The organism is Caulobacter sp. UC70_42 (assembly GCF_044056025.1).
Classification (GTDB): domain Bacteria; phylum Pseudomonadota; class Alphaproteobacteria; order Caulobacterales; family Caulobacteraceae; genus Caulobacter.
Genome location: NZ_CP171994.1, coordinates 725,807 through 750,770, shown reverse-complemented (window position 1 = coordinate 750,770; position 24,964 = coordinate 725,807). Strand labels below are relative to the sequence as shown.

General features: G+C 67.5%; 20 protein-coding genes and 4 pseudogenes. 8 read left to right on the top strand and 16 right to left on the bottom strand.

What is annotated here, in order from left to right:
- Window positions 1-599 precede the first annotated feature (599 nt).
- From ACHMW8_RS03880 to cobT, 4 genes are all read right to left on the bottom strand, one after another.
- Window positions 600-899: a hypothetical protein gene (locus tag ACHMW8_RS03880; protein WP_125155295.1), complete on the bottom strand. Its 300-nt coding sequence runs from the start codon at window positions 897-899 to the stop codon at window positions 600-602.
- A gap of 253 nt (window positions 900-1,152) precedes the next feature.
- Window positions 1,153-1,464 (bottom strand): hypothetical protein, encoded by a 312-nt coding sequence (locus tag ACHMW8_RS03875; protein ID WP_395444806.1) that lies wholly within the window; start codon window positions 1,462-1,464, stop codon window positions 1,153-1,155.
- A 206-nt stretch (window positions 1,465-1,670) separates the two neighbouring features.
- A complete protein-coding gene (locus tag ACHMW8_RS03870; RefSeq protein ID WP_395444805.1) occupies window positions 1,671-2,768 on the bottom strand; it encodes an esterase-like activity of phytase family protein in 1,098 nt (365 codons plus the stop codon).
- Window positions 2,765-4,690 carry a cobaltochelatase subunit CobT gene (gene cobT, locus ACHMW8_RS03865; protein WP_395444804.1) on the bottom strand — a complete coding sequence of 642 codons (1,926 nt, stop codon included), beginning with the start codon at window positions 4,688-4,690 and terminating at the stop codon, window positions 2,765-2,767. The genes ACHMW8_RS03870 and cobT overlap by 4 nt, the downstream gene beginning before the upstream one ends.
- A gap of 139 nt (window positions 4,691-4,829) precedes the next feature.
- Here cobT and ACHMW8_RS03860 point away from each other — a divergent pair.
- Window positions 4,830-5,013 (top strand): annotated as a pseudogene (locus ACHMW8_RS03860) (DUF1328 family protein).
- Between the two features lie 84 nt (window positions 5,014-5,097).
- On the opposite strand, the gene ACHMW8_RS03855 reads toward ACHMW8_RS03860, so the two are convergent.
- Complete coding sequence (locus ACHMW8_RS03855) at window positions 5,098-6,252, bottom strand: DUF3089 domain-containing protein (RefSeq protein ID WP_395444803.1); 1,155 nt, start codon at window positions 6,250-6,252, stop codon at window positions 5,098-5,100.
- Window positions 6,253-6,393: 141 nt separating this feature from the next.
- On the opposite strand from ACHMW8_RS03855, the gene ACHMW8_RS03850 reads away from it, so the two are divergent.
- Window positions 6,394-7,401, top strand: coding sequence for an IMCp domain-containing protein (locus ACHMW8_RS03850; protein ID WP_395444802.1), 1,008 nt, complete (start codon window positions 6,394-6,396; stop codon window positions 7,399-7,401).
- 4 nt (window positions 7,402-7,405) lie between these two features.
- On the opposite strand, the gene ACHMW8_RS03845 is transcribed toward ACHMW8_RS03850, so the two are convergent.
- The 4 genes from ACHMW8_RS03845 to groES all read right to left on the bottom strand — a co-directional run bounded on the left by ACHMW8_RS03845 (window position 7,406) and on the right by groES (window position 10,130).
- On the bottom strand, window positions 7,406-7,720 hold the full coding sequence (locus tag ACHMW8_RS03845) for a hypothetical protein (protein WP_395445891.1): 315 nt from the start codon (window positions 7,718-7,720) through the stop codon (window positions 7,406-7,408).
- Between the two features lie 40 nt (window positions 7,721-7,760).
- Entirely contained in the window at window positions 7,761-7,892 is a 132-nt protein-coding gene (locus ACHMW8_RS03840; protein ID WP_233586400.1) for a hypothetical protein, read from the bottom strand.
- A 246-nt stretch (window positions 7,893-8,138) separates the two neighbouring features.
- Complete coding sequence (gene groL / locus ACHMW8_RS03835) at window positions 8,139-9,782, bottom strand: chaperonin GroEL (protein ID WP_125155301.1); 1,644 nt, start codon at window positions 9,780-9,782, stop codon at window positions 8,139-8,141.
- Between the two features lie 57 nt (window positions 9,783-9,839).
- Entirely contained in the window at window positions 9,840-10,130 is a 291-nt protein-coding gene (gene groES, locus ACHMW8_RS03830) for a co-chaperone GroES (RefSeq protein WP_013080760.1), read from the bottom strand.
- A 176-nt stretch (window positions 10,131-10,306) separates the two neighbouring features.
- Here groES and ACHMW8_RS03825 point away from each other — a divergent pair, with 176 nt between their 5' ends.
- Together ACHMW8_RS03825 and ACHMW8_RS03820 are read left to right on the top strand one after the other, a co-directional pair.
- The gene (locus tag ACHMW8_RS03825; RefSeq protein ID WP_125155302.1) at window positions 10,307-10,690 is read left to right on the top strand and encodes a VOC family protein; all 384 of its coding nucleotides are present in this window, start codon (window positions 10,307-10,309) and stop codon (window positions 10,688-10,690) included.
- A gap of 29 nt (window positions 10,691-10,719) precedes the next feature.
- The gene (locus tag ACHMW8_RS03820; protein WP_125155303.1) at window positions 10,720-11,145 is read left to right on the top strand and encodes a DUF4345 family protein; all 426 of its coding nucleotides are present in this window, start codon (window positions 10,720-10,722) and stop codon (window positions 11,143-11,145) included.
- Here the strand turns inward: ACHMW8_RS03820 and ACHMW8_RS03815 are convergent.
- Window positions 11,142-11,654, bottom strand: a complete 513-nt coding sequence (locus tag ACHMW8_RS03815; protein WP_395444801.1) for a methylated-DNA--[protein]-cysteine S-methyltransferase — start codon at window positions 11,652-11,654, stop codon at window positions 11,142-11,144. The genes ACHMW8_RS03820 and ACHMW8_RS03815 overlap by 4 nt on opposite strands.
- 145 nt (window positions 11,655-11,799) lie before the next feature.
- Window positions 11,800-13,107 carry an acyl-CoA dehydrogenase family protein gene (locus ACHMW8_RS03810; RefSeq protein WP_125155305.1) on the bottom strand — a complete coding sequence of 436 codons (1,308 nt, stop codon included), beginning with the start codon at window positions 13,105-13,107 and terminating at the stop codon, window positions 11,800-11,802.
- A 151-nt stretch (window positions 13,108-13,258) separates the two neighbouring features.
- Between ACHMW8_RS03810 and ACHMW8_RS03805 the strand changes: the two genes are divergently transcribed.
- The 3 genes and pseudogenes from ACHMW8_RS03805 (at window position 13,259) to ACHMW8_RS03795 (ending at window position 16,162) form a co-directional block, all read left to right on the top strand.
- The gene (locus ACHMW8_RS03805) at window positions 13,259-13,855 is read left to right on the top strand and encodes a GNAT family N-acetyltransferase (protein ID WP_125155306.1); all 597 of its coding nucleotides are present in this window, start codon (window positions 13,259-13,261) and stop codon (window positions 13,853-13,855) included.
- An 86-nt stretch (window positions 13,856-13,941) separates the two neighbouring features.
- Entirely contained in the window at window positions 13,942-15,306 is a 1,365-nt protein-coding gene (locus ACHMW8_RS03800) for a hypothetical protein (RefSeq protein ID WP_395444800.1), read from the top strand.
- A gap of 78 nt (window positions 15,307-15,384) precedes the next feature.
- Window positions 15,385-16,162: pseudogene (locus tag ACHMW8_RS03795) on the top strand (MerR family transcriptional regulator).
- Here ACHMW8_RS03795 and mutL read toward each other — a convergent pair.
- Complete coding sequence (gene mutL / locus ACHMW8_RS03790; RefSeq protein ID WP_395444799.1) at window positions 16,159-18,096, bottom strand: DNA mismatch repair endonuclease MutL; 1,938 nt, start codon at window positions 18,094-18,096, stop codon at window positions 16,159-16,161. The pseudogene ACHMW8_RS03795 and the gene mutL overlap by 4 nt on opposite strands.
- 141 nt (window positions 18,097-18,237) lie before the next feature.
- Between mutL and ACHMW8_RS03785 the strand changes: the two genes are divergently transcribed.
- Window positions 18,238-19,254: a TraB/GumN family protein gene (locus ACHMW8_RS03785; protein ID WP_395444798.1), complete on the top strand. Its 1,017-nt coding sequence runs from the start codon at window positions 18,238-18,240 to the stop codon at window positions 19,252-19,254.
- Window positions 19,255-19,315: 61 nt separating this feature from the next.
- Here ACHMW8_RS03785 and ACHMW8_RS03780 read toward each other — a convergent pair.
- From ACHMW8_RS03780 to ACHMW8_RS03765, 4 genes and pseudogenes are all read right to left on the bottom strand, one after another.
- Window positions 19,316-19,889: pseudogene (locus tag ACHMW8_RS03780) on the bottom strand (DUF3035 domain-containing protein).
- 126 nt (window positions 19,890-20,015) lie between these two features.
- Window positions 20,016-20,513, bottom strand: a complete 498-nt coding sequence (gene lspA / locus ACHMW8_RS03775; protein WP_395444797.1) for a signal peptidase II — start codon at window positions 20,511-20,513, stop codon at window positions 20,016-20,018.
- Window positions 20,514-20,642: 129 nt separating this feature from the next.
- Window positions 20,643-23,605 (bottom strand): annotated as a pseudogene (gene ileS, locus ACHMW8_RS03770) (isoleucine--tRNA ligase).
- Between the two features lie 165 nt (window positions 23,606-23,770).
- On the bottom strand, window positions 23,771-24,877 hold the full coding sequence (locus ACHMW8_RS03765) for a S1C family serine protease (protein WP_395444796.1): 1,107 nt from the start codon (window positions 24,875-24,877) through the stop codon (window positions 23,771-23,773).
- Window positions 24,878-24,964: the final 87 nt, after the last annotated feature.

The following is a 24,964-nucleotide window of genomic DNA, read 5'->3' as shown; positions in this document are numbered from 1 at the left end:
CGCGCAGCCAGCGCCAGCACGCAGCGCGGCGCGCAGGTTTTCCGCGACGCCGGGATTAGCCGGTACTGGAACAGTGCCGGCCTCAGCAGGTACGGCGGGTAGGAATGGAGCTTGGGTCGTCACCACAGCGCGCGCGGGCGCAAAAGCTTGCGGCACGGCGCGACCGGCGGCGGTTCGTACTGACGGCGGATTCGGCCTTACGGGTCTTAACAATTCAACTGACATCAAGGGCAGGTCAGGGCCGGTCGTCAGCAGATTTGGAGTGGCAGGGCGAGCCAGCCAGGCCAGTACCACAATGTGGAGCGCTAGTGAGAGCGCAGCGACGGAGGCAAGCCGCCGCCGTCGGAAAACTTGCATGCCGCCCCCAACTCGAGACGAATATATCGCCCTCGGGTTGTGTCGTAATCTGGGCTATGCTAAGGCGGCAAGATCTTCGGACCCTCTTCCATAGCGAAGGTCCGACTTGGGTCGACAACCGAACCTCACATCGTCCCGGAAGCAGCCTTCCCATCCAGACAAAGCAAAACCCGCCGCGACTGAGCCGCGGCGGGTTTTGAACGCTTGGTACTGGTAAGCTTGGTACTGAAAGCTGTTGTCGCTTAGCGCGCGACGACGGCGCCCGACGACGGGTTGGCCGAGTTGTAGGCGCTCAGGGCCGGGTTGTTGATCTTCGACACGGCGTCGTTGACCGAGGCGCGGATGCAGGCCGGGTACAGATAGCCGGCGAGAGCTTCGCCACGGACGTCCTGCCAGCAGACGGTCGAGGCGGCCTTGACGATTTCGGCGCGGACTTCGGCGGCCGACTTGCCGGCGAGCTTGACGCGGACTTCGGCGGCCGAGGCCGGAGCGGCGGCGAACAGGGCGATGGCCGAGGCGGCCAGAACGATGGAGCGGATCATGTCGATGTTCCGAAAGAGGGTTGGGTTCAACCCCCTCCAGACGCGTTCCTCTGACGGCCCGTCCCCGGTCTATCGCCTGCTCAGCCCGTCCCGTCGCCTATAGCAACGTTCTCATGGGTTATCAACGATTATGTTGCAGTGCACCCAAGGTGGAGTCTCGGGCGTGCTTCGCGTGCGAACAACCGATTGCAGGCGCGAAGAAGCCCGCGAAACGGGGGTTTCGCGGGCCCTGTCGTCTAAGCGCTGATCGCTGTTAGCGGGTGGCGATCTTCAGGAAATAGACGTCGCGGCTTTGAGCCTTGTCGTAGGCGATCAGGTCGCGGCTGTGGGCGCGGCTGATGGCGTCGCGGGCGACGTCGCGCACGCAATAGGGAGCGATCTGGACGGCGTAGGGATTGCCGAAGAGGTCTTCCTGGCACAGCTGCTTGGCGGCCTGGACGATTTCGGCGTGCACGGCGGCCGTGTCGCGGCCGGCGACCTTGACCTTGATTTCGCCAGCGCTGGCCGAGGTGGCGGCGGTGGTGGCCATGAGGGCCGTAAGGGCGATAACGAGAAGACGGATCATGTTGGTAGTCCCGGAAAGGAGGTTGAGTGCAACCGCCTCCCGACGCGTTCCTCTGACGGCCCCCAGGATCTCGCCTCGTCGTCCGTCGAGGTTCTGATTATATGGTACCGGTACCTTTCGCAAGTGCGAAATCGGCCTATGCGACAAAAAGTCCAATATAATCATATAGTTGGTAATGAAACCGTCTCGTCTGAAACGAAACGGATTTAGCGTCTGCGAACGGGCTTGCGGGCCACCTTGGGCGGCATGGGCGCGGGCAGAGGCGGGGCGACCCAGTCGAAGGCCAGCAGTAGGGTGCGCTGGTTGGCGCCGATCGCCTGGTCGTCCGAGATTAGATAGAGGCGCGTCGCGCCGGCCGGCGCGCCTGGCGGCGCGGCGGTGATGGACACGCCTTCGAAGTTGTCCCGCGGCAAGGAGCCTTCGATCCGCAGCGTCGCGGCGGTGCGTTGGCGGGCCGTGGGCTGGGTCGGGTCGGAGATGAAACGCACGATCGAGCGCCAGCCGCGGATGGGGTCGTAGCCGCGATGCAGGGTGGCCACGGCCGCGCCCTGGAAAGGCGCGAAGCCGGTCAGGCCCCAGGTGAAGTCCGGGCCCGACTGCGGCGGCAGCGCCTTGCAATCGGCCGACAACCGGCACAGCCACACCTCGCCCTCCTCGCCGCCGACGATATAGGCGTCCGGACCGGCGGCGGGGTAGGCCGAGATCGCCTCCATGCCCTCGTTGTCTGGAAAGATGGTGGCGGGCTTCGGCGCGGGGGCTGGAAGGCTCCACGTCCCATCGGGTCCGACCGCGTAGCGCCAGATGCGGTGGTCGCGCTCGAAGCTGACCAGGCGGTCGCCGTTGGGCAGCACGGCCAAACCCTCGGCGTCGGCCTGCTGCTTGTTTCGCAGCGGCTGGCCGTCCGGTCCCTTCAGCGGCCACAGCTTGGTGTCGGTGAGGCCGACGAGCTGGCCCGCCGCGTCGAACTGGACCTTGGCCTCGAAGACGTCGCCTTCATCGCTGATCGCCGTCAGCCGTCCATCGGCGGTGACCGACAGGTCCGACAGGCCATGCAGGCGCGAGGTGGTCGTGCTGGTCAGGACCAGGCCGCCGGCGTAGGAGAAGCCGCCGTCCAGCGCGGTCTTGGCCGGGTTGGACGCGTCCAGCGGCACGGGCGTGGCGGTGACCGTGATCTCAGGCCCAACCTTCACCGGCGCCGGCGGGGTCGACACCACCGGCGGCGGCCTGCGCGGCGTGCACTGGGTGGCCAGGCCGCTCAAGCCGCCGACCATGCCCAGGACGAGCGCGGCGCGAAGACCGATCACGCGGAAACCTTGCCGACCTTGGGCGCTTGCGGCGTCACGACGGGCGGCGGGGCCAACAGGCCCCGCGCGCGGGCGATCTGGCGCGGCTCTTCCTCGAACAGGGCGGCCAACTGCTCGACCAGCACCCCGCCCAATTGCTCGACGTCGACGATGGTGACGGCCCGGCGGTAGTAGCGCGTGACGTCATGGCCGATACCGATGGCGATCAGCTCAACGGGGCTCTTGGTCTCGATTTCACTGATGACCTGGCGCAGGTGACGCTCCAGATAGTGGCCCGAATTGACGCTCAGGGTGGAGTCGTCCACCGGGGCGCCATCGGAAATCACCATCAGAATGCGGCGGGCTTCGGGCCGGCCGATGATCCGCTGGTGGGCCCACATCAGAGCCTCGCCGTCGATGTTCTCCTTCAGGAGCCCCTCGCGCATCATCAGGCCCAGGTTCTTGCGGGCCCGGCGCCACGGGGAGTCGGCCGCCTTGTAGATGATATGGCGCAGGTCGTTCAGGCGGCCCGGCGCGGCGGGCTTGCCGGCCTTGATCCACTCGTCGCGGCTGGTTCCGCCTTTCCAGGCGCGGGTGGTGAAGCCCAGCACCTCGGTCTTGACCCCGCAGCGCTCCAGGGTCCGAGCAAGGATGTCGGCGCAGATCGCCGCCACCATGATCGGTCGCCCGCGCATAGAGCCGGAATTGTCGATCAGCAGCGTGACGACCGTGTCGCGGAACTCCTGGTCCTCTTCCTGCTTGAAGGAGAGGGGGGCGGTCGGATCGATGATCACCCGCGTCAGGCGGGCGACGTCCAACATCCCTTCCTCGAGGTCGAAGGTCCAGGCGCGGTTCTGTTGGGCCAGCAGGCGGCGCTGCAGCTTGTTGGCCAGGCGCGAGACGACGCTGGACAGCGCCGACAGCTGCTGGTCCAGATAGGCCCGCAGGCGCGTCAGTTCCTCGGCGTCGCACAGGTCCTCGGCGTCGACGACCTCGTCGTGGGCCGTGGTGAAGATCTTGTAGAGCGGCTCGCCGCCCTGCGACGCGCCCGGATCGGGACGGGCCGGCTTGGCGCCGTCGCCCATCTCGGGCTGCTCGTCGGACTCCTCGGGTTCGCCCTCCTGGTCCGACTGGACCATCTCCTCGTCACCGGCCTCGGTCTCGCGGTCGGAGGCCTCGCTTTCCTGCGGCGAGGATCCCTCGGGCTGCTCGCCTTCGCCCTCGCCCTGATCCTCGTCGGAATTCTCGGTCGCGCCTTCCTCTTCGCCGTCGTCCTCGTCGGCGCTGTCGGTGGCGTCGGACATCTCTTCGCCCAGGTCGAGATCGCGAAGGATCTCGCGGGTCACGCGGGCGAAGGCGGCCTGGTCGTCGATGGCGGCGGCCAGGCGATCCAGGTCCTTGCCGGCCTTCATCTCGATGTCGTTACGCAGGATGTCGACCAGGGCCTTGGCGCCGTCCGGCGGCGCATCGCCGGTCAGGCGCTCACGGACCATCAGGCCCAGGATCTCGGCCATGGGCGCGGACTGGCGGTCGGTGGCGATAGCGCGGGTCAGCCCCTGCTTCTCCAGCCGCGCCTCGAGGGCGGCGGTCAGGTTCTGGCGCACCCCGCCCAGGGCGTTGGCACCGATGGCTTCCAGGCGGGCCTGCTCGATCGACTCGAACGCCGCCTGACCGTCGGGCGAGGCCGGACGCGCGCGGGCGTGGGCCATCGGGTCGTGGTGAGCCAGACGCAGGGCCATCTGGTCGGCCAGGCCCCGGATGCGCGCGGCCTCCTTGGAATTGAGGTCGCGCGGCGGATGCGGCAGAACCGCCCGCTTGCCCAGGAGCTGCGGGCCGTCGCCCGAGAACACGACCTCAAGGTCCGGCGTTTCGGCGAGCGAGCGCGCCGCGTGCGCCAGGGCGCGCTTGAAGGGTTCGGTCGGGCTTTCGGGCTTGGAGGCCATGGCTTCGAGTTAGCGGCGCCGGGCGGCGAAAACAAGGAACGCCGTGCTTGGACGAGACGTTGATTTTCCATCGGCGCCGCTTCGGCGCCTCCGGAATCCGTCAACGGCGCCGCTCTGACGCCCTCGTAAGGAGACGCAAATGCTCAAGTGGGCCATCATTCTCGCCGTCGTCGCTCTGATCGCGGGCGCCCTGGGCTTCACCGGCGTCGCCGGCGCGGCGGCCGGGGTCGCCGAAGATTCTGTTCTTCCTGTTCCTGCTCGGCTTCGTGATCGTCGCTTTGCTGGGCGTGACCGTGTTCAAGGCGGCGGCCGGCCCGAAATAGCCGCCGCGCGCCTTGCGCGGGCCGGAGCGGATGTCGACCCCGCCGCCGGCATCAGTGTGGCGCTAGGACCCCGTGGGAGAGGTCCTAGCGTCCCGCGTACGCCTTGGCCTGACGGGCCACGAGCGCATTCAGGTCGCCCATCTCCAGATTGACGTCGATCAGGTGCAGGCCCCAGTCCTTCAGCGGCTGGCCGGCGACCATCACATCACCGGTGATCTCGTCGGTGCGCGGGTCGGCCGGGTCGGCGTTCACCGCGACTGACAGATAGGTGAATTCGCCCTCGCTGACGCACCGGGCCGAGATCAGGCCGGGCAGCGAGACGAACGGGGTCGAGACCGTCACATCCTTGGCGAACGGCTTGGGTTCGCCGCTCGACAGGAAGCCCTTGCTGCTCAGATAGCTGTGCACCGGCGTCTCGTCGGTCGAGGCCTTGCCGGCGACCAGGGCGGCGGGGTTCACGCAGCCGGCGCGGCGACCCTGTTCGTCGGTCTTGCCGAAGCGGCTGTTGGCCGGCGGCGGGCTCGAGGCGCGGAACGACACATAGGTCACCAGGCACCCGGCCTGATCGGCCTTGTCGCACAGCGGGATGGAGCCGAACTGGCCGTCGGTCACCGGCGTGTTCATGCCCAGGACATAGGCCGAGATCATCTGCTTCTGGGCGGGTTTTCCGTCCACCTCGTTCTTCAGCAGGTCCAGCAGCATTCGCGAGCCCTGGCTGTGGCCGAGTAAGACCACGCCGCGCCCTCTGTTCTCATTCGCCAGATACCAGCGCCAGGCGTCGCGCACGTCGCCGTAAGCCAGGACGCCGTCGCCCGGCGAGGGTTGGCCCATCATCACGGCGCGCAGGGCCGCCAGGGTCACCTGACGGTACATCGGCGCGAACAGGCGGCACTGACCGCCGAAGCGCGCCAGCTGCTGCTCGACCACCCGGCGCTCGGCTTCGTCGATGACCATGTCGCTGTTGCCGCCCGGATCGGTCGAGACGGTCGGATAGATGTAGAAGCAGTCGTAGGCGGGGTTGGTCGCCAGCTTGAAGGTCTCGGTCGAGGTCTTGCCGTCGGCCTGGATGAGGGTGGTGGTCTGGTCGACCGCGCAGGCGTCCTGTCGGCCCGGCAGGCACAGCCAGTTCTCTTTCTTGCCGTAATCGTTGGGGGCGGTGTTGGCCGGGACCTGGGCGCAGGCCACACCGGTCAGGGCCAAGCCCATGGTCAGCCCCAGGGCCGTCAGAAATCTCGCCATCGTCATCCTCCCCGAACACTTGTTTGGCCCGGACAATGGCCGAGGGAACGCGGATCGCCAAGGGGGCTTGGCGCCGGGCTTGCGACGCCAGCCGGGACTGTCCCGACAAGGGACGTTCCGTGTTCCGCATCGAGGTTGGCCATGAGCCCCAAGATCCTTCTCCGCGTCGGCGTGCTGGCCGCTTTCGCCAGCCTCACCCTGACTTCGCCCGTGCTGGCCGACGGCTATGAGCGCGCGCCCGTCCGTCAGGCCCATGCGCCAAAACGGGTCAAGCCGCGCGCCAAGGTGGTCTATGTCGATCGCGTGGTGGAGCGCCGCGTGCCGGTCTATGTCGACCGTCCCACCACCCAGGTCGTAGAGAAGATCGTCGAGAAGCCGGTGATCGTCGAGCGGCCGGTCGTGGTCGAAAAGCGCATCGAGGTGCCGGTCGAGAAGCTGGTCCAGGTGCCGGTCGAGAAGATCGTGGAGCGACCCGTCTATATCGACCGTCCCGTCGAGAAGATTGTTGAGAAGCGGGTCGAAGTGCCGGTTGATCGTCCGGTCTATGTCGATCGTCCCGTTCCCGTGGATCGCCCCGTGCCGGTCCCGCAACCCGCCCCGTGCCAACGGACCTGCGGCGGCGAGGTCGTCGAGAAGATCGTCCAGGTGCCGATCTACGTCTATGTCGATCGTCCCGTCTATGTGCCGGTCCAGCCGCAAGGCGCCTGCCAGCCGCGCGTCTGCGGCGGCGCTGTCGTCCAGCAACAGTGCAGCCCGTGCAGCGGGGGTCATCGCTATGAGGACAGCTATTACGAGGAGAGCCGCGAGCGGTCGTCCTACGACTATTCGGAGTCGCGCTACAGCGCCGGCGGCGGCTGGAACGCGGGTTCGGCCGGCAGCTCGGCCTGGGGCAACTATATCGAGCCGCCGCCTCTGCCGATGGGCTATATCGGCGCGCAGTCCGGCGGACGCGGCGGCGGCTACGGCGGTCCCGGCCTAGCTGGCGGTGGCGGCTACGCAGGCGGCTATGCTGGCGGTTCTTCGAGCGGTTACGCCTCGAGCTCGGCCTCCGCTTCGGCGTCGTCCTCGATCCACATCGGCGGCGGCTATCACGGCGGTGGCGGCAAGGGCGGCTGTAGCGCCTGCGGCGGCGGCGGCAAGCGTCACTAGGATTTCAAAGGGAGAGCCAGCGCCTCGGGCTTTTGTCGCCCAGAGCGCGGGCCTCGCCGGGTTTCAGGCCCAGCTCGCGCATCCTGTAGGCGACGATCTCGCGCAGGGCCTCGACGGGCTCCTGGCCGCCGATGGGGCTGGAAGCCACCGAGCCAGCGTTCATCGCCAGGTCTACGGCCGTCCACTCGGCCTGGGCGCGATCGGCCTTTCCAACGGCGAAGTAGTGACGAACCGGCAAGCGCTCGCCCTGGACCTCGACCATCACGCCGATGACCCAGCCTTGAACGATCAGATCGGCGTCGGGGCGTTGGCGGAACATGGAGCGCATGTAGCGCTCGCTCGGCCTCGCGGATAGGGGCCTAGCCGATCAGCTGGAACGCGGCCTGACTGATCAGGCCCAGCACGAGCCAGGCGGAGACGCCCAATACGATAAGATTGGCGCGAGACGCGCGGCGCCGACGATGAGTGGAATACGAACGCACGAACGACATTTCAGCCTCCATGCCCTGAAACGTGAGCGGAAGGTTAACGTCGATCCTTGGCCTTGGTTCTCGCTCGTCACGGGAGTGTGAGATCGTCGCCATGCGGACAAAGAAAAAGGGCGGAGCCTCGCGGCCCCGCCCTCGATCATTTCAGCGTTTAGCTGACAGGATTTCTCTTAGAAGTCCATGTCGCCGCTCGGGATCGGCTTTCCGATCCCGATCTCCTTGGAAGATGGGCGACTTTATGGACTTCTCTTAGAAGTCCATGTCGCCCATGCCGCCCGGCATGCCGCCGCCGGCCGGAGCGCCGCCGCCCTTCTTGGGGGCTTCGACGATCGCGGCTTCCGTGGTGATCAGCAGGCCTGCCACCGAAGCGGCGTTCTGCAGAGCCGTGCGGACGACCTTGGCCGGGTCGATGACGCCGTCGGCGACCAGGTCGACATACTGCTCGGTCTGGGCGTTGAAGCCGAACGAGGCGCTGTCGCTTTCCAGGATCTTGCCGACCACGATCGAACCTTCGACGCCGGCGTTCTCGGCGATCTGGCGGATCGGCGATTGCAGGGCGCGACGGACGATGGCGATGCCGGCCGTCTGGTCGTCGTTGTCGCCGGTCACGCCGGCCAGGGCCTTGGAGGCCTTCAGCAGAGCCGTGCCGCCGCCCGGGACGATGCCTTCGTCAGCGGCCGCGCGGGTCGCGTTCAGGGCGTCGTCAACGCGGTCCTTCTTTTCCTTCACTTCGACTTCGGTCGAGCCGCCGACGCGGATGACCGCGACGCCGCCGGCCAGCTTGGCCAGACGCTCTTGCAGCTTTTCCTTGTCGTAGTCCGACGTGGTGTCTTCGATCTGGCGCTTGATCTGAGCGATGCGGGCCTCGATGTCGGCCTTCTCGCCAACGCCGTCCACGATCGTAGTGTCGTCCTTGGTGATCGAGACCTTCTTGGCCTTGCCGAGCATGTCGAGCGACACGTTCTCGAGCTTGATGCCCAGGTCTTCCGACACGACTTGAGCGCCGGTCAGGATGGCGATGTCTTCCAGCATGGCCTTGCGGCGGTCGCCGAAGCCCGGAGCCTTGACGGCGGCGACGCGCAGGCCGCCACGCAGCTTGTTGACGACCAGCGTGGCCAGGGCCTCGCCTTCGACGTCCTCGGCGATGATGACCAGCGGACGGCCCGACTGGACGACGGCTTCCAGCACCGGCAGCAGCGGCTGCAGCGACGACAGCTTCTTTTCGAACAGGAGGATCAGCGGCTCTTCCAGCTGAACTTCCATCTTGTCGGCGTTGGTGATGAAGTACGGCGACAGGTAGCCGCGGTCGAACTGCATGCCTTCGACGACGTCGAGTTCGGTCTCGGCGGTCTTGGCTTCTTCAACCGTGATGACGCCTTCGTTGCCGACCTTGTCCATCGCCTTGGCGATCATCTCGCCGACTTCCTTGTCGCCGTTGGCCGAGATGGTGCCGACCTGAGCGATTTCAGCGTTGGTCGTGACCTTCTTCGACGAGGCCTTGATGTCCTCGACGGCGATCAGGACGGCCTTGTCGATGCCGCGCTTCAGGTCCATCGGATTCATGCCGGCGGCGACCGACTTGAGGCCTTCCTGGACGATGGCTTGGGCCAGCACCGTGGCGGTGGTGGTGCCGTCGCCGGCCTTGTCGTTGGTCTTGCTGGCGACTTCGCGGATCATCTGCGCGCCGAGGTTCTCGAACTTGTCAGCCAGTTCGATTTCCTTGGCGACCGAGACGCCGTCCTTGGTGGTGCGCGGAGCGCCGAACGACTTTTCGATGACGACGTTGCGGCCCTTGGGGCCCAGGGTCACCTTCACCGCATTGGCGAGGATATTGACGCCGCGCAGCATCTTGTCGCGCGCGTCGGAGGAGAAATAGACGTCTTTAGCGGCCATCTGAGAGCCCTTCTAAAAGAGAAACTTGAGTTCGGAAGCGATGGGAACGGGGAGGCCTTAGGCCTCGACCACGCCCAGGACGTCGCTTTCCTTCATGATCAGGAGGTCCTGACCGTCGACCTTCACTTCGGTGCCCGACCACTTGCCGAACAGGATGCGGTCGCCGGCCTTGACGTCCAGGGCGACGACTTCGCCCTTGTCGTTACGCGCGCCGGGGCCGACGGCGACGACTTCGCCTTCCTGCGGCTTTTCCTTGGCGGTGTCGGGGATGATGATCCCGCCCTTGGTCTTGGTTTCTTCTTCGACGCGCTTCACGAGGACGCGGTCGCCCAGGGGACGAAATTTCATGGGTGTTCTCCGTCGGAACGGTTTCAAGTAAGGCTGCGTCGGACCGAGGGAGCTGCTTTGTTAGCAGTCGCTCCCACCGAGTGCCAACGTCGGACGTGAGTTAGGCAGGAGGCTCGGGGGAGTCAAGGACGACGCCCGCGAACTTTTTGCGGCGCCGGTTAATGCGGGAGGGTTCGATGTTCGATCATGTGGGGTTCGGGGTCGCCGATTTCCAGCGCTCGGCGGTCTTCTACGACGCCGCGCTAAACCCGCTGGGGATTCGCCGACTCTATGTCGTGCCTAAGGAATTCACCGGCGGGGTGGACGCCGCCGGCTATGGCGTCACACGGCCGATGTTCTGGATTTCCGAGCAAGACGCGACCCAGGGCAAGCTCCACGTGGCCTTCGCGGCCGAGACGCGCGCCCAGGTCGACGCCTTCTACGAAGCCGCGTTGAAATCCGGCGGAAAAGACAATGGTCCGCCCGGACTTCGCCCACATTACGATAAGGACTATTACGGCGCGTTCGTTCTGGACCCGGACGGCTTCAACGTCGAGGCCGTCTGCCGCGCGCCGGAATAGCGTCGAGAATAGCAGGAGCACCAAGGCCTATGTCGAGCTACGTCCTGTCGCTGTTCCTGGCGGTCCTGGCCTGCGTCATCGGCGGGACTCTGGGCGGCATGATCCTGGCGCGACCGCAGACCATGCTGGGCCTGGCGGGGCTCGCCGATGACGACACCCCCAAGCCGCCGCTGTTCGCGGAAGGGCGAGCCCTGGGCGGGGTGCTGATCGCCTCGCACGGCGTGGCGGCGCTTTATCTGGGCTATCAGCCCCGCATTGGGGCCGCCATGGCCATGGCGCTGGCCGTTGCCTGGCTGGGCGCGGCGGCAGGCCGGGCGGTCTCGGCGGCGCTGGACGGCGAAGCGGGGCGCTACAACAGCGGCGCGATGGTGTTCAACGCCCTGATCGGCGTCACGCTCAGCCTGCCGTTCTTCAATATCGGCCGCGTGGTGCTGGACGGCGCGAGGCTGGCCTAAAGCGCCTTCTCGTGCGCGAGCAGCCAGCGCTTGCGTTCGACGCCGCCGCCGTAGCCCGTCAAGGCGCCGTCCATGCCGATCACCCTGTGGCAGGGCGCGACGATGCTCAACGGATTGGAGCCATTGGCGTGGCCGGCGGCGCGGATCGCCAGCGGACGCCCGGCGCGACGGGCAAGCTCCGAATAGGTGATGGTCGCGCCGGCCGGGATCTGGGTCAGCGCCGTCCACACCGCGTGCTGGAAGGTCGTGCCGTTGGTCGCCCAGGCGATACTGTTCAGGGCGTGGAACTCACCGGCGAAATAGGCGGCCATGGCGTCGCGGATCCGGGCGGGCGCGGCGCCGACGTTCGGCCGCAGCGGGCTGTAGTGGGTTTTCAGCAGACGGTGGAGGCGGTGCTCGTGGTCGTGGAAGTCCAGCGCGCGCAGGGTTTCGGTCTCGTCGGTGACGATCAGCAGCTCGCCGATCGGCGAGGGCGCGCGGTCGAGGAAGAGACGAGCGGGGCGACTCATGAGGCGATCATCGCCGGGCAGGGCGAGGGTGTCCGCCCGGATCTTGTGGCGGCCGCCTCACTTGCCCCCTCCGCGCTTCGCGCTCCTCCCCCGGAGGGGGAAGAAGGTCGCGAAGCGGTCAGGTGGGGGCAAGCAAGGCGCTAGATCAACGGATCCCCGGCACGTGCAGCGCGGCTTCCTTCTCGGCCTTCTGCTTGTAAACGAGGTCGCCGTACTTGCCGTATTCCATGCGGGCGATGGTGCGCTGGTGCACCTCGTCCGGGCCGTCCGCCAGGCGCAGGGTGCGGATGCCGGCATAGGCCTTGGCCAAGCCGAAGTCGGTGGTCACGCCGGCGCCGCCATGGGCCTGGATAGCGTCGTCGATGATCTTCAGGGCCAGGCGCGGGGCGGCGACCTTGATCATGGCGATCTCCAGGCGGGCCGACTTGTTGCCGGCCTTGTCCATCATGTCGGCGGCCTTCAGGCACAGCAGGCGGCACATCTCGATGTCGATGCGGGCGTCGGCGACGCGCTCTTCCCACACCGAGTGGTCCGAGACGTACTTGCCGAAGGCCTTCCGGCTCATCAGGCGCTTGCACATCTTCTCCAGCGCGACTTCCGCCGTGCCGATGGTGCGCATGCAGTGGTGGATGCGGCCGGGGCCCAGGCGCCCCTGGGCGATCTCGAAGCCGCGGCCTTCACCCAGCAGCAGGGCGTCCTCGATCGGGACGCGCACGTCCTTGAGGATGACCTCGGCGTGGCCGTGCGGGGCGTCGTCATAGCCGAACACCGGCAGCATACGGACGATCTCGATGCCCGGCGCGTCCAGCGGCACCAGCACCTGGCTCTGCTGGGCGTGGCGGCTGGGGTTGTCCGGATCGGTCTTGCCCATGACGATGGCGACCTTGCAACGCGGATCGCCCACGCCCGAGGACCACCACTTGCGGCCGTTGATCACATAGTGATCGCCATCTCGCTCGATGCGGGTCTCGATGTTGGTTGCGTCCGAGCTGGCCACGGCTGGCTCGGTCATCAGGAAGGCCGAGCGGATCTCACCGTTCATCAGCGGGCGCAACCACTTTTCCTTCTGCGCCAGCGTGCCGTAGCGCATCAGCACTTCCATGTTGCCCGTGTCGGGCGCCGAGCAGTTGAAGACTTCCGAGGCGAAGCCGACCTTGCCCAGCTGTTCGGCGATCAAGCTGTATTCCAGGTTGGTCAGCTGGACGCCTTCGAACTGGAAGGTGTCGTCGACATGAACCTGGCCGCTGTGCGGCGGCATGAAGAAGTTCCACAGGCCGGCGGCCTTGGCCTTGGCCTTCAGCTCCTCGACGACCTGGACGACCTTCCAGCGCTCGGCGCCCAGGACGTTCATCTCGGCGTCGTAGACGGGGACCGCCGGATAGATGTGCTCGTCCATGAACGCGGTGACGCGGTCCAGGAAGGCGCGCTGCGTGGGGGAGATGTCGAAATCCATGGTCGTTCCCTCTGCCCGGTTCTCAATGTGTCAAACGCTTGTTTGAAGTGTTTGTAGACCGGCTTTACGCGGGCGGCAAGCGGTCCCGTCTTGCTCAAGGAGACTTTCGAGGCGGGTTGTCAGGGCGCGCGTCCTGTCCGACAACGGGACCATGCTGAACCTGACCGCCGACACCTTGCAGGGCCGCTATGTCCGGCTCGAACCGATCACCATCGATCACCGCGACGCCCTGCGGGACGCCGTCGACTGCGATCCCGCCAGTTGGGAGATCATGTCGGTCAACGGCTGCGGCGAGGGCTTCGAGGACTTCTGGGGCGCGCTGCAAGGCGAGACCGACCGCGGCGAGCGCATCGGCTACGTCATCCGCCGCCTTTCGGACGGCAAGATCGTCGGCACCTCCAGCTACCTCAACATCCGTCGCCTGCATGGGGGGCTGGAGATCGGCTCGACCTTCTTGAACCCCGACGCGCGTTCGGGCCCGGTCAATCCCGAGAGCAAGCGCCTGATGCTGGCCCACGCCTTCGAGAAGGCCGGGGCCATCCGCGTCGAGTTCAACATCGACGTCCGCAACGCCCGCAGCCAGGCCGCCGTCGAGAAGCTGGGGGCAAGCAAGGAAGGCGTGCTGCGCAATCACAAGGTCACCTGGACCGGCCACATCCGCGACACGGCGGTGTTCTCGATCACCGATTACGACTGGCCGGCCGTCCGCGAACGGCTGGAATTCCGCCTCAGCGAGACCTTCGTCTAAAAAGGTTCCCGCGCCAACGAAATAAAACGTCGTTATCCCGGCGGTTGTAACCGTTCACAAAGCTTCGGCCGCTAGGGTCTGGCCTCATGACGGCCATCTGCTGCCTGCGTATCCTGTTCACCGTTGGCGAGAGCCAGCCGGGTGAAGTCCCCAAGCACAAGGCTCAGGGGGTGGCGGACGCGTTCCTGAAGGCGAGATGGCGCAAGCCGCGCAAGTGCGGGGCCGTGGCGCCCCTGGCCTTCGTCCTGGCCGACAATCGGGTCGAGACCCTCAACCCCACCGAGATGCAGGCCCTGGCCGCCGAGCTCGAGAAGGTGCTGTTCCCCGGACGTCCGATTGGTCAAATCGCCCTGATGACCTTCGAGGGCGACGAGCAGGCGGTTCTGCAGTTCGCCGCCCTGTCGCAGGCCGAGCTGGCCGGGCTGATGGCGGGCGAGGGCTATGAGGGCCCAGCCGGCCGTGTCCACGTCGTCACCGCCGACAGCGTCGAGCCCCGCCCCAGCACGCGCGCGGAAGCCAAGACCCTGGCCGAGGACAAGGCCAGCGCCAAGAAACAGGGCCTGACCGCCGCCACGACCGTCACGCCGGAGCGAGCGGCCAAGGCCGCCGCGCCCGTGTCCACCATTCCCACGGCCGAACCGATCAAGCCGGTCTCCGCCGAGGCCGCGCAGCCCGCCACCGCGCCCGTCGCGCCGGAAAAGCCCAAGGCTCAGCCGGCGCCCGCGCCCAAGCCCGCCGCCAAGGTCGCGCCGCCGCCGCCGCCGGCCGAGACCGGCTGGTGGGGCGTCTATGATCTTGCCCTGGGGGCCTTTGTCGGCTCGGCGATCGGCATGCGCTCGGACCTGATCGGTCCGCCGCCCGAGGACGACGCCAAGCTCCTGAAGCGCGATCTGATCTGTCTGACCGACACGCAGGCCGCTCTGAAGACCGCGGCCTTCGGTGAGATCCATGTGCCGTTCGGGTTCTGGAACCTGACCACGCCCGCCTCGCAGGACGCCTACAAGAGCCGCCTGTCGCGCTATCCGCTGGACCAGCAGCCGCGTCTGACCGCCACGATCTACGCCACGCCGCGCGAGGCTTCGATCGGCATGCTGCAGCAGATGCGCCTGCTCCTGAAGAGCAGCTTCTCGCGGATGGACGTCCAGGTCACCGACCCGACCTTCCCGATCTCTGGTCTGCCGCCCGAGCTGGTCGATAGCATCACCCTGGTGCTGAACGGCGAGACCGAGCACGACCGGTTGAAGCAGATCCTCAAGTTCGTCGAGCGCAAGGCCGCCTATGTCGCTAAGGACGTGGCGCAGGCGGTGGCCAATGTCGGCTCTTCAGTGGAGCTGGAGGCCTGCAAGGCCGGCGGCATCGCCATCGTCCGAGGCCCGGCGGTCACGGAGCTGCTGGACAAGCCGGTCGCAAGTCCCGACGGCGCGACCCTGGCGGCGGCAAACGCCGCCTAGAACCTGCCTATCTTCATGCATTGACCCTGACGTCGCGTCAGACCTGACTGATCGCCCCATCGAGAGGGAAGGTCTCACTTGAGCGTCTACACGGTCAAACAGATGGCGAAGCTGTCGGGCGTCTCGGTGCGGGCTCTGCACCACTATGACGCCATCGGTCTTCTGCGGCCTCGCGCCGTCGGGGCCAACGGCTATCGCTACTATGACCGTCAGGACCTGCTGCGCCTGCAGCAGATCCTCTTCCATCGCGCCCTGGAGAACTCCGCTGAAGGACATCCGGGCCGCGCTGGACGACCCGGCCTTCGACCTCGCCGCCGCGCTTCGCGCCCATCGCGAACGCCTGGCGGCCGAGGTCGAGCGCTACGCCAAGCTTGTGGACATCGTGGACCGCACCCTCGCCGACCTCAAAGGAGACGAGACTATGGACGACAAGCAGATGTTCGATGGCTTCGACCCGGCGAAGCAGGCCGCGCGGGAGGCCTGGCTGACCGAGCGCCTCGGCGAAGGCAAGGCCGTAGAGGCCATCGCCACAGCGAAGGCCAAGCTGAGCAGCCTTACGAAGGCGGAGTTCAACGCTTTCCAGGCCGAGCAGCTGGAGATGGAGGCGGAAGTCGCCAAGGCCCTGACCCAAGGCCTGCCCGCCGATAGCGACGCAGTCAGCGCGGTCATGCGCCGCTGGTGGGGCTGGATCGCGAAGGGCTGGAACCGCGAACCCACGCCGGAGGCGTTCACGGGCCTGGGGCGGCTGTACCTGGACAATCCGGAGTTCACCGCTCGCTACGAAGCGGTCGCGCCGGGGCTGACGGAGTATCTGGCCGAAGCGATGCGCGCGTTCGCGGAGCGACGGACGGCTTAGCGCCGCCCGAACAGCTTCTCGATGTCGGCCAGCTTCAGTTCGACATAGGTCGGGCGGCCGTGGTTGCACTGGCCGGAGTGGGGCGTGGCCTCCATTTCGCGCAGCAGGGCGTTCATCTCGGCCCCGTTCAGGCGGCGGCCGGCGCGGACGCTGCCGTGGCAGGCCATGGTGGAGCAGACCTCCTCCAGCCGCTCCTTCAGCGCCAGGGCGGCGCCGTTCTCGGCCAGGTCGTCGGCGATGTCGCGGACCAGGGCGGCGGCATCGGTCTTGCCCAGCAGGGCCGGCGTCTCGCGCACCAGCACCGCGCCGGGGCCGAAGCTCTCGATGACCAGACCCAGGCTGGCCAGTTCCTCGGACCGGGCGACCACGCGCTCGGCCTCGGCGGGGTCCAGGTCGACCACCTCGGGCAGCAGCAGGGTCTGGCGAGACACGCCGCCGGCGGCCATCTCGCCCTTCATGCGCTCGTAGACCAGGCGCTCGTGGGCGGCGTGCTGGTCGACGATGACCATGCCGTCACGGGTCTGAGCGACGATGTAGGTCTCGTGCACCTGGGCCCGAGCCACGCCCAGGGGGAAATCGACCGGGTCGAATCGATAGCCCTCTCCCCCTTGCGGGGAGAGGGTTGGGAGTGGGGGTGACAGCGCGGCGATGGCTTCCTCAAAGCCGGAGCCCCCACCCCCCTGCCCCCTCCCCGCGAGGGGGAGGGGGAATTCGAACTCGACCCGCGCCGAGACCTCGTTCAGGCCCGGCAAGTCCATCGGCCGCTGTGTCGGCGGGGGCCAACCGCCTTCGCGCCAGGCCGAGAAGCCGGCGGCCGAGGGACCCGGCTGATATTGGGGCGGATATCCGGGGAACGGGCTCTGCTGGGCGCGGATGCTGTCCAGCGCCTGGGCGGCGACGGTGGTCGAGGCGCGGTGGCCGGCCCCGGCCAGGGCGTGGCGCAGGGCCCCGACGATCAGACCGCGCACCAGGGCCGGGTCGCGGAAGCGGACCTCGGCCTTGGCGGGGTGGACGTTGACGTCGACCTCGCTGGTGTCGAGCGTCACATACAGCGCCGCCGTCGGGTGGCGATCCCGCGCCAGAAAATCGGCGTAGGCCGCGCGCAGGGCGCCTTGCAGCAGGCGGTCTCGCACCGGACGGCCGTTGACGAACAGGTACTGGTGGGCCGCGTTGCCGCGGTTGTAGGTCGGCAGGCCCGCGAAGCCCGACAGCCGCACGCCGTCGCGCACCTGGTCGATCTCGATGGCGTTGTCCTGAAAGTCGCGGCCCAGCACGGCGGCCAGGCGCGCCAGTCGACCTTGCGGCCCCGGATGCTCGGGCGGCAGGCGCAGGATGCGGCGGCCGTCGATGTCCAGCGAGAAGCCGACGTTTTCGTTGGCCATGGCTTGGCGCTTGATCTCCTCGGTGATCGCCAGGGCCTCGGCGCGCTCGGACTTCATGAACTTGAGCCGCGCGGGGGTGGCGTAGAACAGGTCGCGCACCTCGATCCGCGCCCCGTGCGGACCAGGGAAGGCGGCGGGCGAAACCTCGCCCACCTGGCCCCCCTCAACCAGGATCGAGTGGGCGTCGCTCGACCCCTTGGCCCGCGAACTGATCGACAGCCGCGCCACCGAACCGATCGACGGCAGGGCCTCGCCCCGGAAGCCCATGGTGTGGATGCGCAACAGGTCCCAGAGACCGTCTTCGTCGGGCGCCAGCTTCGAGGTCGCGTGGCGCTCGATGGCCACCGGCAGTTCGTCCGCCGACAGGCCGCAGCCGTCGTCGGCGACCAGGATCCGGGTCAGGCCGCCGCCGTGGGCCTCGACCTCGATCCGCGTGGCGCCGGCGTCGATGGCGTTGTCGACCAGCTCCTTGATCGCGCTCGCGGGCCGTTCGACCACCTCGCCGGCGGCGATGCGGTTGACGGTCTCGGGCGGCAGGCGACGGATGGGCATCACACGGACTTTCACGAGGCAGGCCGGAGGACAAGCGCCAGCATTGCAACTCCTTAAGTTGACCAGCCGAACACGGATCGGCCAACGAAGGGAGAACGCGGAGTTTATCTCAATTCCGCCGCCGTTCGAGGAAGACAGATAGTGACCCTTCGCCGTTTCGCCGCCGCCGGCCTCGCCCTTTCGCTGCTTTGCGGGGGATCGGCGCTGGGGCAGGCTCGCAATGAGGTCTCGATCCACCAGACCGCGCCGGTCGATCTGCGCGCGGTCGATCCGGAAGGAACCCTGGTCGAGGAACTGATCGTCAACGCCAAGCTGCCCGGACCGGCCTGGTGGAAGGTGTCGGACGCCGACAGCACCGTCTACATTCTGGCCATCCCGGCCCTGTCGCCCAAGACCCTGGCGTTCGACACCTCGGTGCTGGAACGTCGCCTTGATGGCGCCAATCGTCTGATCATGGCTCCCGAGCCGGAGATCAGCATCGTCCGGGTCATCGGCCTGGCCATGGGCGGCCGGCGCTATTTCCTGGCCGACAAGCCGATGCGCGACACCCTGCCGCCCGAGCTGCGGGCTCGCCTGGAGAAGCGTCTCGCCGACAGCGACGAGAAGCTGGACAGCATGGACGACATCAAGCCGGCCTTCGCCGGTTTCCTGGTCGCCAACATGAAGAAGGGCGGCTCGATCAACATCCAGAGCGGCGGCGTGGCTGACAAGGTCGAGGAGATCGCCAAGAAGGGCGAGCTGAAGAAGCGCCCGCGCATCCAGAAGCTGGACGGCTACGACGTGATCGACGCCCTGAAGTCGGTCGGCTCGCTGCCCAAGCCGATGCAGGAGTTCTGCCTGGACGCGGGCCTGCGCGAGGCCGACGCCGGCGGCTTCCGGACCGTCGAGACCGCTCAGCGCTGGGCCGAGGGCGACGTGGTCAAGCTCGCGGCGGCCGATCGCGGCTACCAGGCCTGCCTGTCGGCGACGCCGGGCGTCGCCTCCGAGATCCGCAAGACGATCGATCGCTCGACCAAGGCCATCGATCAGGCCCTGAAGACGCCCGGCAAGTCGGTGGCGCTGGTCAACTTCCGCCCGCTGCTGTCCGAGGAGGGCGTACTCAGCAAGTTGAAGGCCAAGGGCTACACGATCACCACGCCGGACGAAGTCCAGCCTTGAACACGAAACGGCCCGGAACCGCGAGGCTCCGGGCCGTTCGTATCTTGAAGTCGTTAAAGCCTTAGAGGCCCGGCAGCTTGATGCCGGTCTTCTTCTCGCGGCTGATGACCACGCCACCGGCGCCCACCAGCTTCTTGAGGCGGGCTTCCTCTGCGGCGGCGTCGATCTCGGCCGGGGCGTTCGCGCCCGACTCGGCGGCGGTGGCCACGTTCGTCGTCTTGGGCTGACCCTTTTTCCAGAACATCACCTTGCTGGCGAAGCTCTCGTCCTTGTGGGCCAGGTCGCCGTTCTCATCGTCGACCACGAAGCGGATCAGCGGATCGGCCTTGTCGGTGCCGGCGCGGGCGACCAGAAGCTTTTCACCTTCAGAACGACCCGCGGCGTTGCTCTGGCCGATCAGGGCGGCGCGGGCGGCGCTTTCCGGCTGAAGTTCCTGCGGACGCGGCTCGCCGGGCGCCGGCGGGCGCAGGGCATAGTCCGGCGGCACGGCCAGCGGGGCCTTGCTGACGACGCGGAATTCGTCGGGAACCACCTTGTTCATGCCCAGGGCTTTCTGGGTCGAGGTGCAGCCCAGCCATGCCGATCGCGGCAATGGCGGTCAGGGCGCTCACGGTCGCGACCCGATTGAAACTCATCAAACCATGCTCCAGCAGGCCGACCCCCGGCCCAGAAATTCGGACGCTCTCGATACGACATCCGCGCCCGGGCGCCAATCTCCCACGCGAATGCGGCGTTATTCGGCCCGAACTCGCACGGCCAGGCTACTCGGCGGGGTCGGCCAGCTTCTTCTCGCCGTAGAGAAAGCTGTCGATCAGCAGCAAGGCCACCCCGATGTTGATCGCCGAGTCGGCGACGTTGAAAACCCACGGAAAGTTCAGGCGCGAGACGTCGATGAAGTCGACGACATAGCCGTACAGCACCCGGTCGATCAGGTTGTTGCCGATCGCCGCGCCGATGATCATGCCGACCCCGATGGCCGGTAGGAGCTTGGTGGCCTTGCGCGCCCAGAACGACAGGCCGATCACCACGAGAATCGAAAAGCCGATCAGCAGCCAGCGGCCCCAGTCGTGGTCCTTCAGCAGGCCAAAGCTCATGCCGTAGTTATGGACCATGGTCAGGTAGAGCGGACCAATGGCTTGCACGGACGAGCCCTGCTCGCGGCCCAGCAGCCCCAGGATCCAGAGCTTGGAGATCTGGTCCAGAACCAGGGTGGCGGCGGCGACGGCGTAGGCGGTCCAGCCGAGGCGGGTGATTTTCAAGGCCTTCTCCGTTCTTCCCTCCCCCTTGATGGGGGAGGGTAGGTGGGGGTGATGCGGCGATCGTCGCGAGCACGGCCAGCGCCCCGTCACCCCCATCCCCAACCCTTCCCCCATCAAGAAGGAAGGGGGCTAATTGTGCGTCGCGTCCCAATAAGCCACGGCCTCGGCGTCGCGAAGGCTAAGCTCCGGATAGCGGGGATCGGTTCCCACCTCGGGGAGGATGCGCCACGAGCGGGCGCACTTGTTCCCCTCGGCCAGTTTCGGATCCACCGACACGCCCTTGACCTCGTCGGTCGTGAACGCGCCGCCTTCACCGGCGACCAGGGTGGCGGCCGACGTGCGGAACACCTCGGCGGCGTCCAGGCCGTCGAAGGCGGCCAGCAGATCGGCGTCGGCGACGTGCACGACCGGCGCGGCTTCCAGAGCCGAGCCGATGCGCTTTTCGCGGCGTTCGACTTCCAGGGCGCCGGTGACCACCGACATCACGGTCTCGACCTTGGCCCAGCGGGCGGCCTCGGCGTCGTTCTGCCACTCGGCCGGCGTCGCCGGGATCACCCGCAGGCTGTTGGAGCCCGCTTCGGGGAAGCGCGTCTGCCACGCCTCTTCCATGGTGAAACTGGTCAGCGGCGACAGCCAGATGGTCAGACGCTCGAACACATAGTCCAGCACCGTGCGATAGGCCCGCCGACGCAGGGCGTTCGGCGCGTCGCAATAGAGGCTGTCCTTGCGGATGTCGAAGAACAGGGTCGACAGATCGCCCTGGCAGAACTCGATCAGCGGACGCGTCACGTCGGCGAAGCGATAGGCCTCGTAGGCGGCGCGCACCTGGCCATCCAGTTCCCACAGGCGGTGCAGGATGTACTTCTCCAGCGGCGGGAAGTCGGCGTAGTCGGTGACCCGCTCCTCTTCCGTGAATCCGGCCAGGGCGCCCAGCAGGTAGCGCGTGGTGTTGCGCAGCTTGCGATAGGCGTCGGTGGTGGTGGCCAGGATCGTCTTGCCGATCCGCTGGTCTTCCGAATAATCGACCATCGCCGCCCACAGGCGCAGGATCTCGGCGCCGCTTTCCTTGGTGATGGTCTGCGGCTCGACGGTGTTGCCCTTGGACTTGGACATCTTCTCGCCGTTCTCGTCCTGGGTGAACCCGTGGGTGAGAACCGCCTTGTAGGGCGCGCGGCCGCGGGTGCCGCAGCCTTCCAGCAGGCTGGACTGGAACCAGCCGCGGTGCTGGTCGGAGCCTTCGAGATAGAGGTCCGCCGGCCAGTGGCTGTCGGCGCGGCCCTCGATCGTGAAGGCGTGGGTGCAGCCGGAGTCGAACCAGACATCCAGGATGTCGCCGACCTTCTCGTACTGGGCCGGGTCATGGGCCTCGCCCAGGAAGTCGGCGTCGGGACGCGAGAACCAGGCGTCGGCGCCGCCTTCGCGGATGGCCGCCAGGATGCGGGCGTTGACGTCTGGATCCATCAGCGGCGCGCCGGTCTCCTTGTCGACGAACATGGCCAGCGGCGTGCCCCAGGCGCGCTGGCGGCTGACCAGCCAGTCGGGGCGCGTCTCGACCATCGAGCCGATGCGGTTGCGGCCGGCGTCGGGGTGGAAGGCGGTGTCGGCGATGGCCTGGAGGGCCGTCTCCCGCAGGGTCTTGCCGCTCTCAAGCGGCTGATCCATGCGGATGAACCACTGGGGTGTGTTGCGGAAGATGATCGGGGCTTTCGAGCGCCAGCTGTGCGGATAGCTGTGCTCGACGCGGCCGCGCGCCAGCAGGTTTCCGGCCTCGATCAGCTTGTCCATCACCGCCGCGTTGGCCGGACCGAACTTGCCGGCCTTCTTGCCCTCGGTCTCGATGACCTTGAGGCCTGCGAACAGGGGGACGTGCGGGTAGTAGGCGCCGTCCGGGTCGACGGTGTCGGGATAGAGTCCAGTGCGTATCCGCTCTTCAGCCACACGAGATAGTCGTCCGCGCCATGGCCCGGGGCGGTGTGGACGAAGCCCGTGCCGGCGTCGTCGGTGACGTGGTCGCCAGCCAGTAGCGGCACGTCGAAGCCGAAGCCCTCATCGAATTGGGCCAGCGGGTGGGCGCAGATCAGGCCGGTGGGATCGACGGGCTCGATCCGGCGCCAGGTCGCGACCTTGGCGGCCTTGCGGACGTCCTCGGCCAGCTTGTCGGCGACGATCAGGCGGTCGCCGGCCTTCGACCACGGGGCGAACTCGAGGTTCTCCTCCATGGCTTCCACCTCATAGAGGCCATACTCGACCTTCGGGTTGAAGCTGATGGCGCGGTTGGCCGGGATGGTCCACGGCGTGGTGGTCCAGATCACGACCGAGGCGTCGTTGGGCTGAAGGCGGAAGACGTTGTCGCCGGCCGGATTGCCCGACAGCGCGTAGTGCTCCTCGTCATAGACCTTGACCGGGAACTTCACCCAGATCGTGGGGCTGACGTGGTCGTGATACTCGATCTCGGCGTCGGCCAGGGCCGTGCGCTCGACCGGGCTCCACATCACCGGCTTGGAGCCGCGATAGAGCTGGCCCGAAGCCGCGAACTTGTGGAACTCGGCGACGATCGTGGCTTCGGAGGTGAAGTCCATGGTGGCGTAGCGGTTCCACCAGTCCCCCAGGACGCCCAGGCGCTGGAACTCGGTCTTCTGGGCCTCGACCCAGCCGCCGGCATATTCGCGGCAGCGGGTGCGGAACTCCTCGGCCGGGACCTCGTCCTTGCGGCGGCCCTTGGCGCGGAACTCTTCCTCGATCTTCCACTCGATCGGCAGGCCGTGGCAGTCCCAGCCCGGCACGTAGTCGACGTCGTAGCCCAGGGCGAAGCGCGAGCGGACCACGAAGTCCTTCAGCGTCTTGTTCAGGGCGTGACCAATGTGGATCGCGCCATTGGCGTAGGGCGGGCCGTCGTGCAGCACGAACAGCGGGGCGCCGTCGGCTTGTCTCTTCGCCCGAACAGCGCCGTAGAGGCCCTTGGGCGACAGGGCGGCCCAGCCCTCCAGGATCTCGGGCTCCTTCTTGGGCAGGCCCCCGCGCATCGGGAACGGGGTGTCGGGAAGGAAGACGGTTTCGCGATAGTCGCGGGCGGTCGTGGCGTCGTCGGCCATGGAATAGGTGTCCGGCTTGAAGGTATCGGAAGAGGGCGGAAAACCCGGCGCGCGCTGGAGGATCGTCCGGCGGCGTCACGCCGGGCGGATAATTCGCGAAATCTTCCGAACGAAATTCATGGCCAGCGGGATAGCAGAGGGAGGGCCGGGGCGCAAAGGCTTCGGCTAAGCCCCCGGCTTCCGCAGCTTCGGCGTCACGGTCACGGTCATCAGGCGGGCGTTGCGGATGACCAGGAACGGTGTCGGATGGCCTATGCTGTGGTGGTCAAGGGCGCGCAGCAGATCGTCAAGGCCGGTCAAGGGGCGGTCGCCGGCGGCGATCAGCAGGTCGCCCTCCTTGACGCCCGCCTTGGCCGCGGGGCCGCCGAGATCGACATGGGCGACATAGACCGCATAGGGCTGCTGGACGCCGGTGGCCCGCGCCAGGGCCGGCGGGATCGGGGCCTGCTGGGCGATCAGGCCGATCGAGCCGCGTCGCACGTGGCCGTGCGCCAGCAGCTCGCCGATCACGAACCCGGCGGTGTTGGCCGCCACCGCGAAGCACAGGCCCTGGTAGCCGGCGATGATCGCCGTGGCGATGCCGATCACCTCGCCGGTCGAGTTGACCAGCGGTCCGCCGCTGTTGCCGGGGTTGAGCGCCGCGTCGGTCTGGATCAGGTCCTCGATCAGGCGGCCGCGCTCGCCGCGCAAGGACCGGCCCATGGCCGAGACGACGCCGGTGGTCACTGTGGCCTCGAAGCCCAGCGGCGCGCCGATGGCGATGACCAACTGGCCGCGCCGCAGCTTCTTGGAGTCGCCCAGCCGGGCCACCGGAATGTCGGCCGCCTGGTCGATCTTGATGACGGCCAGGTCGGTGTCGGGATCGTCGCCGACGCAGCGGGCGGTGAAATTGCGGCCCTCGGCCGTGATGACCACGAAGCGGCTGGCGCCCTGGATCACGTGACTGTTGGTCAGGATCAGCCCGCCCCCAAGCTCCTTGTCGGCGCCGATGGCGAAGCCTGAGCCGACGCCGGACATCCGGGGATCCTCAAGCATCGGATGGATGCGCACGACGCTGGGGCCGACCCGCTCGACGGCGCGGACCACGGCGTTGGAATAGGCGTCCAGCAAGTCGCCGTCGGGCAGGGCGCAATAGCCGCCCTCGACCTCGAGCGCCTTGCCGGTGTCGAACACGAACCGCGCGCCTTCGGGATAGGCCAGGATCTCGTGGGCGGGCGTCTTCGCCGGCCGCCTGGCGCGCGCGAAATGTTGGTACTTGCGCCCCTTGAGCATGCGGTCCCCACCCAGCCGTTAAACAAGGTTAACGGGGCGGGGGAAGAGGGGAAAGGGTTTCGTGCGTCGGGAGAGCCCCCCATCAAG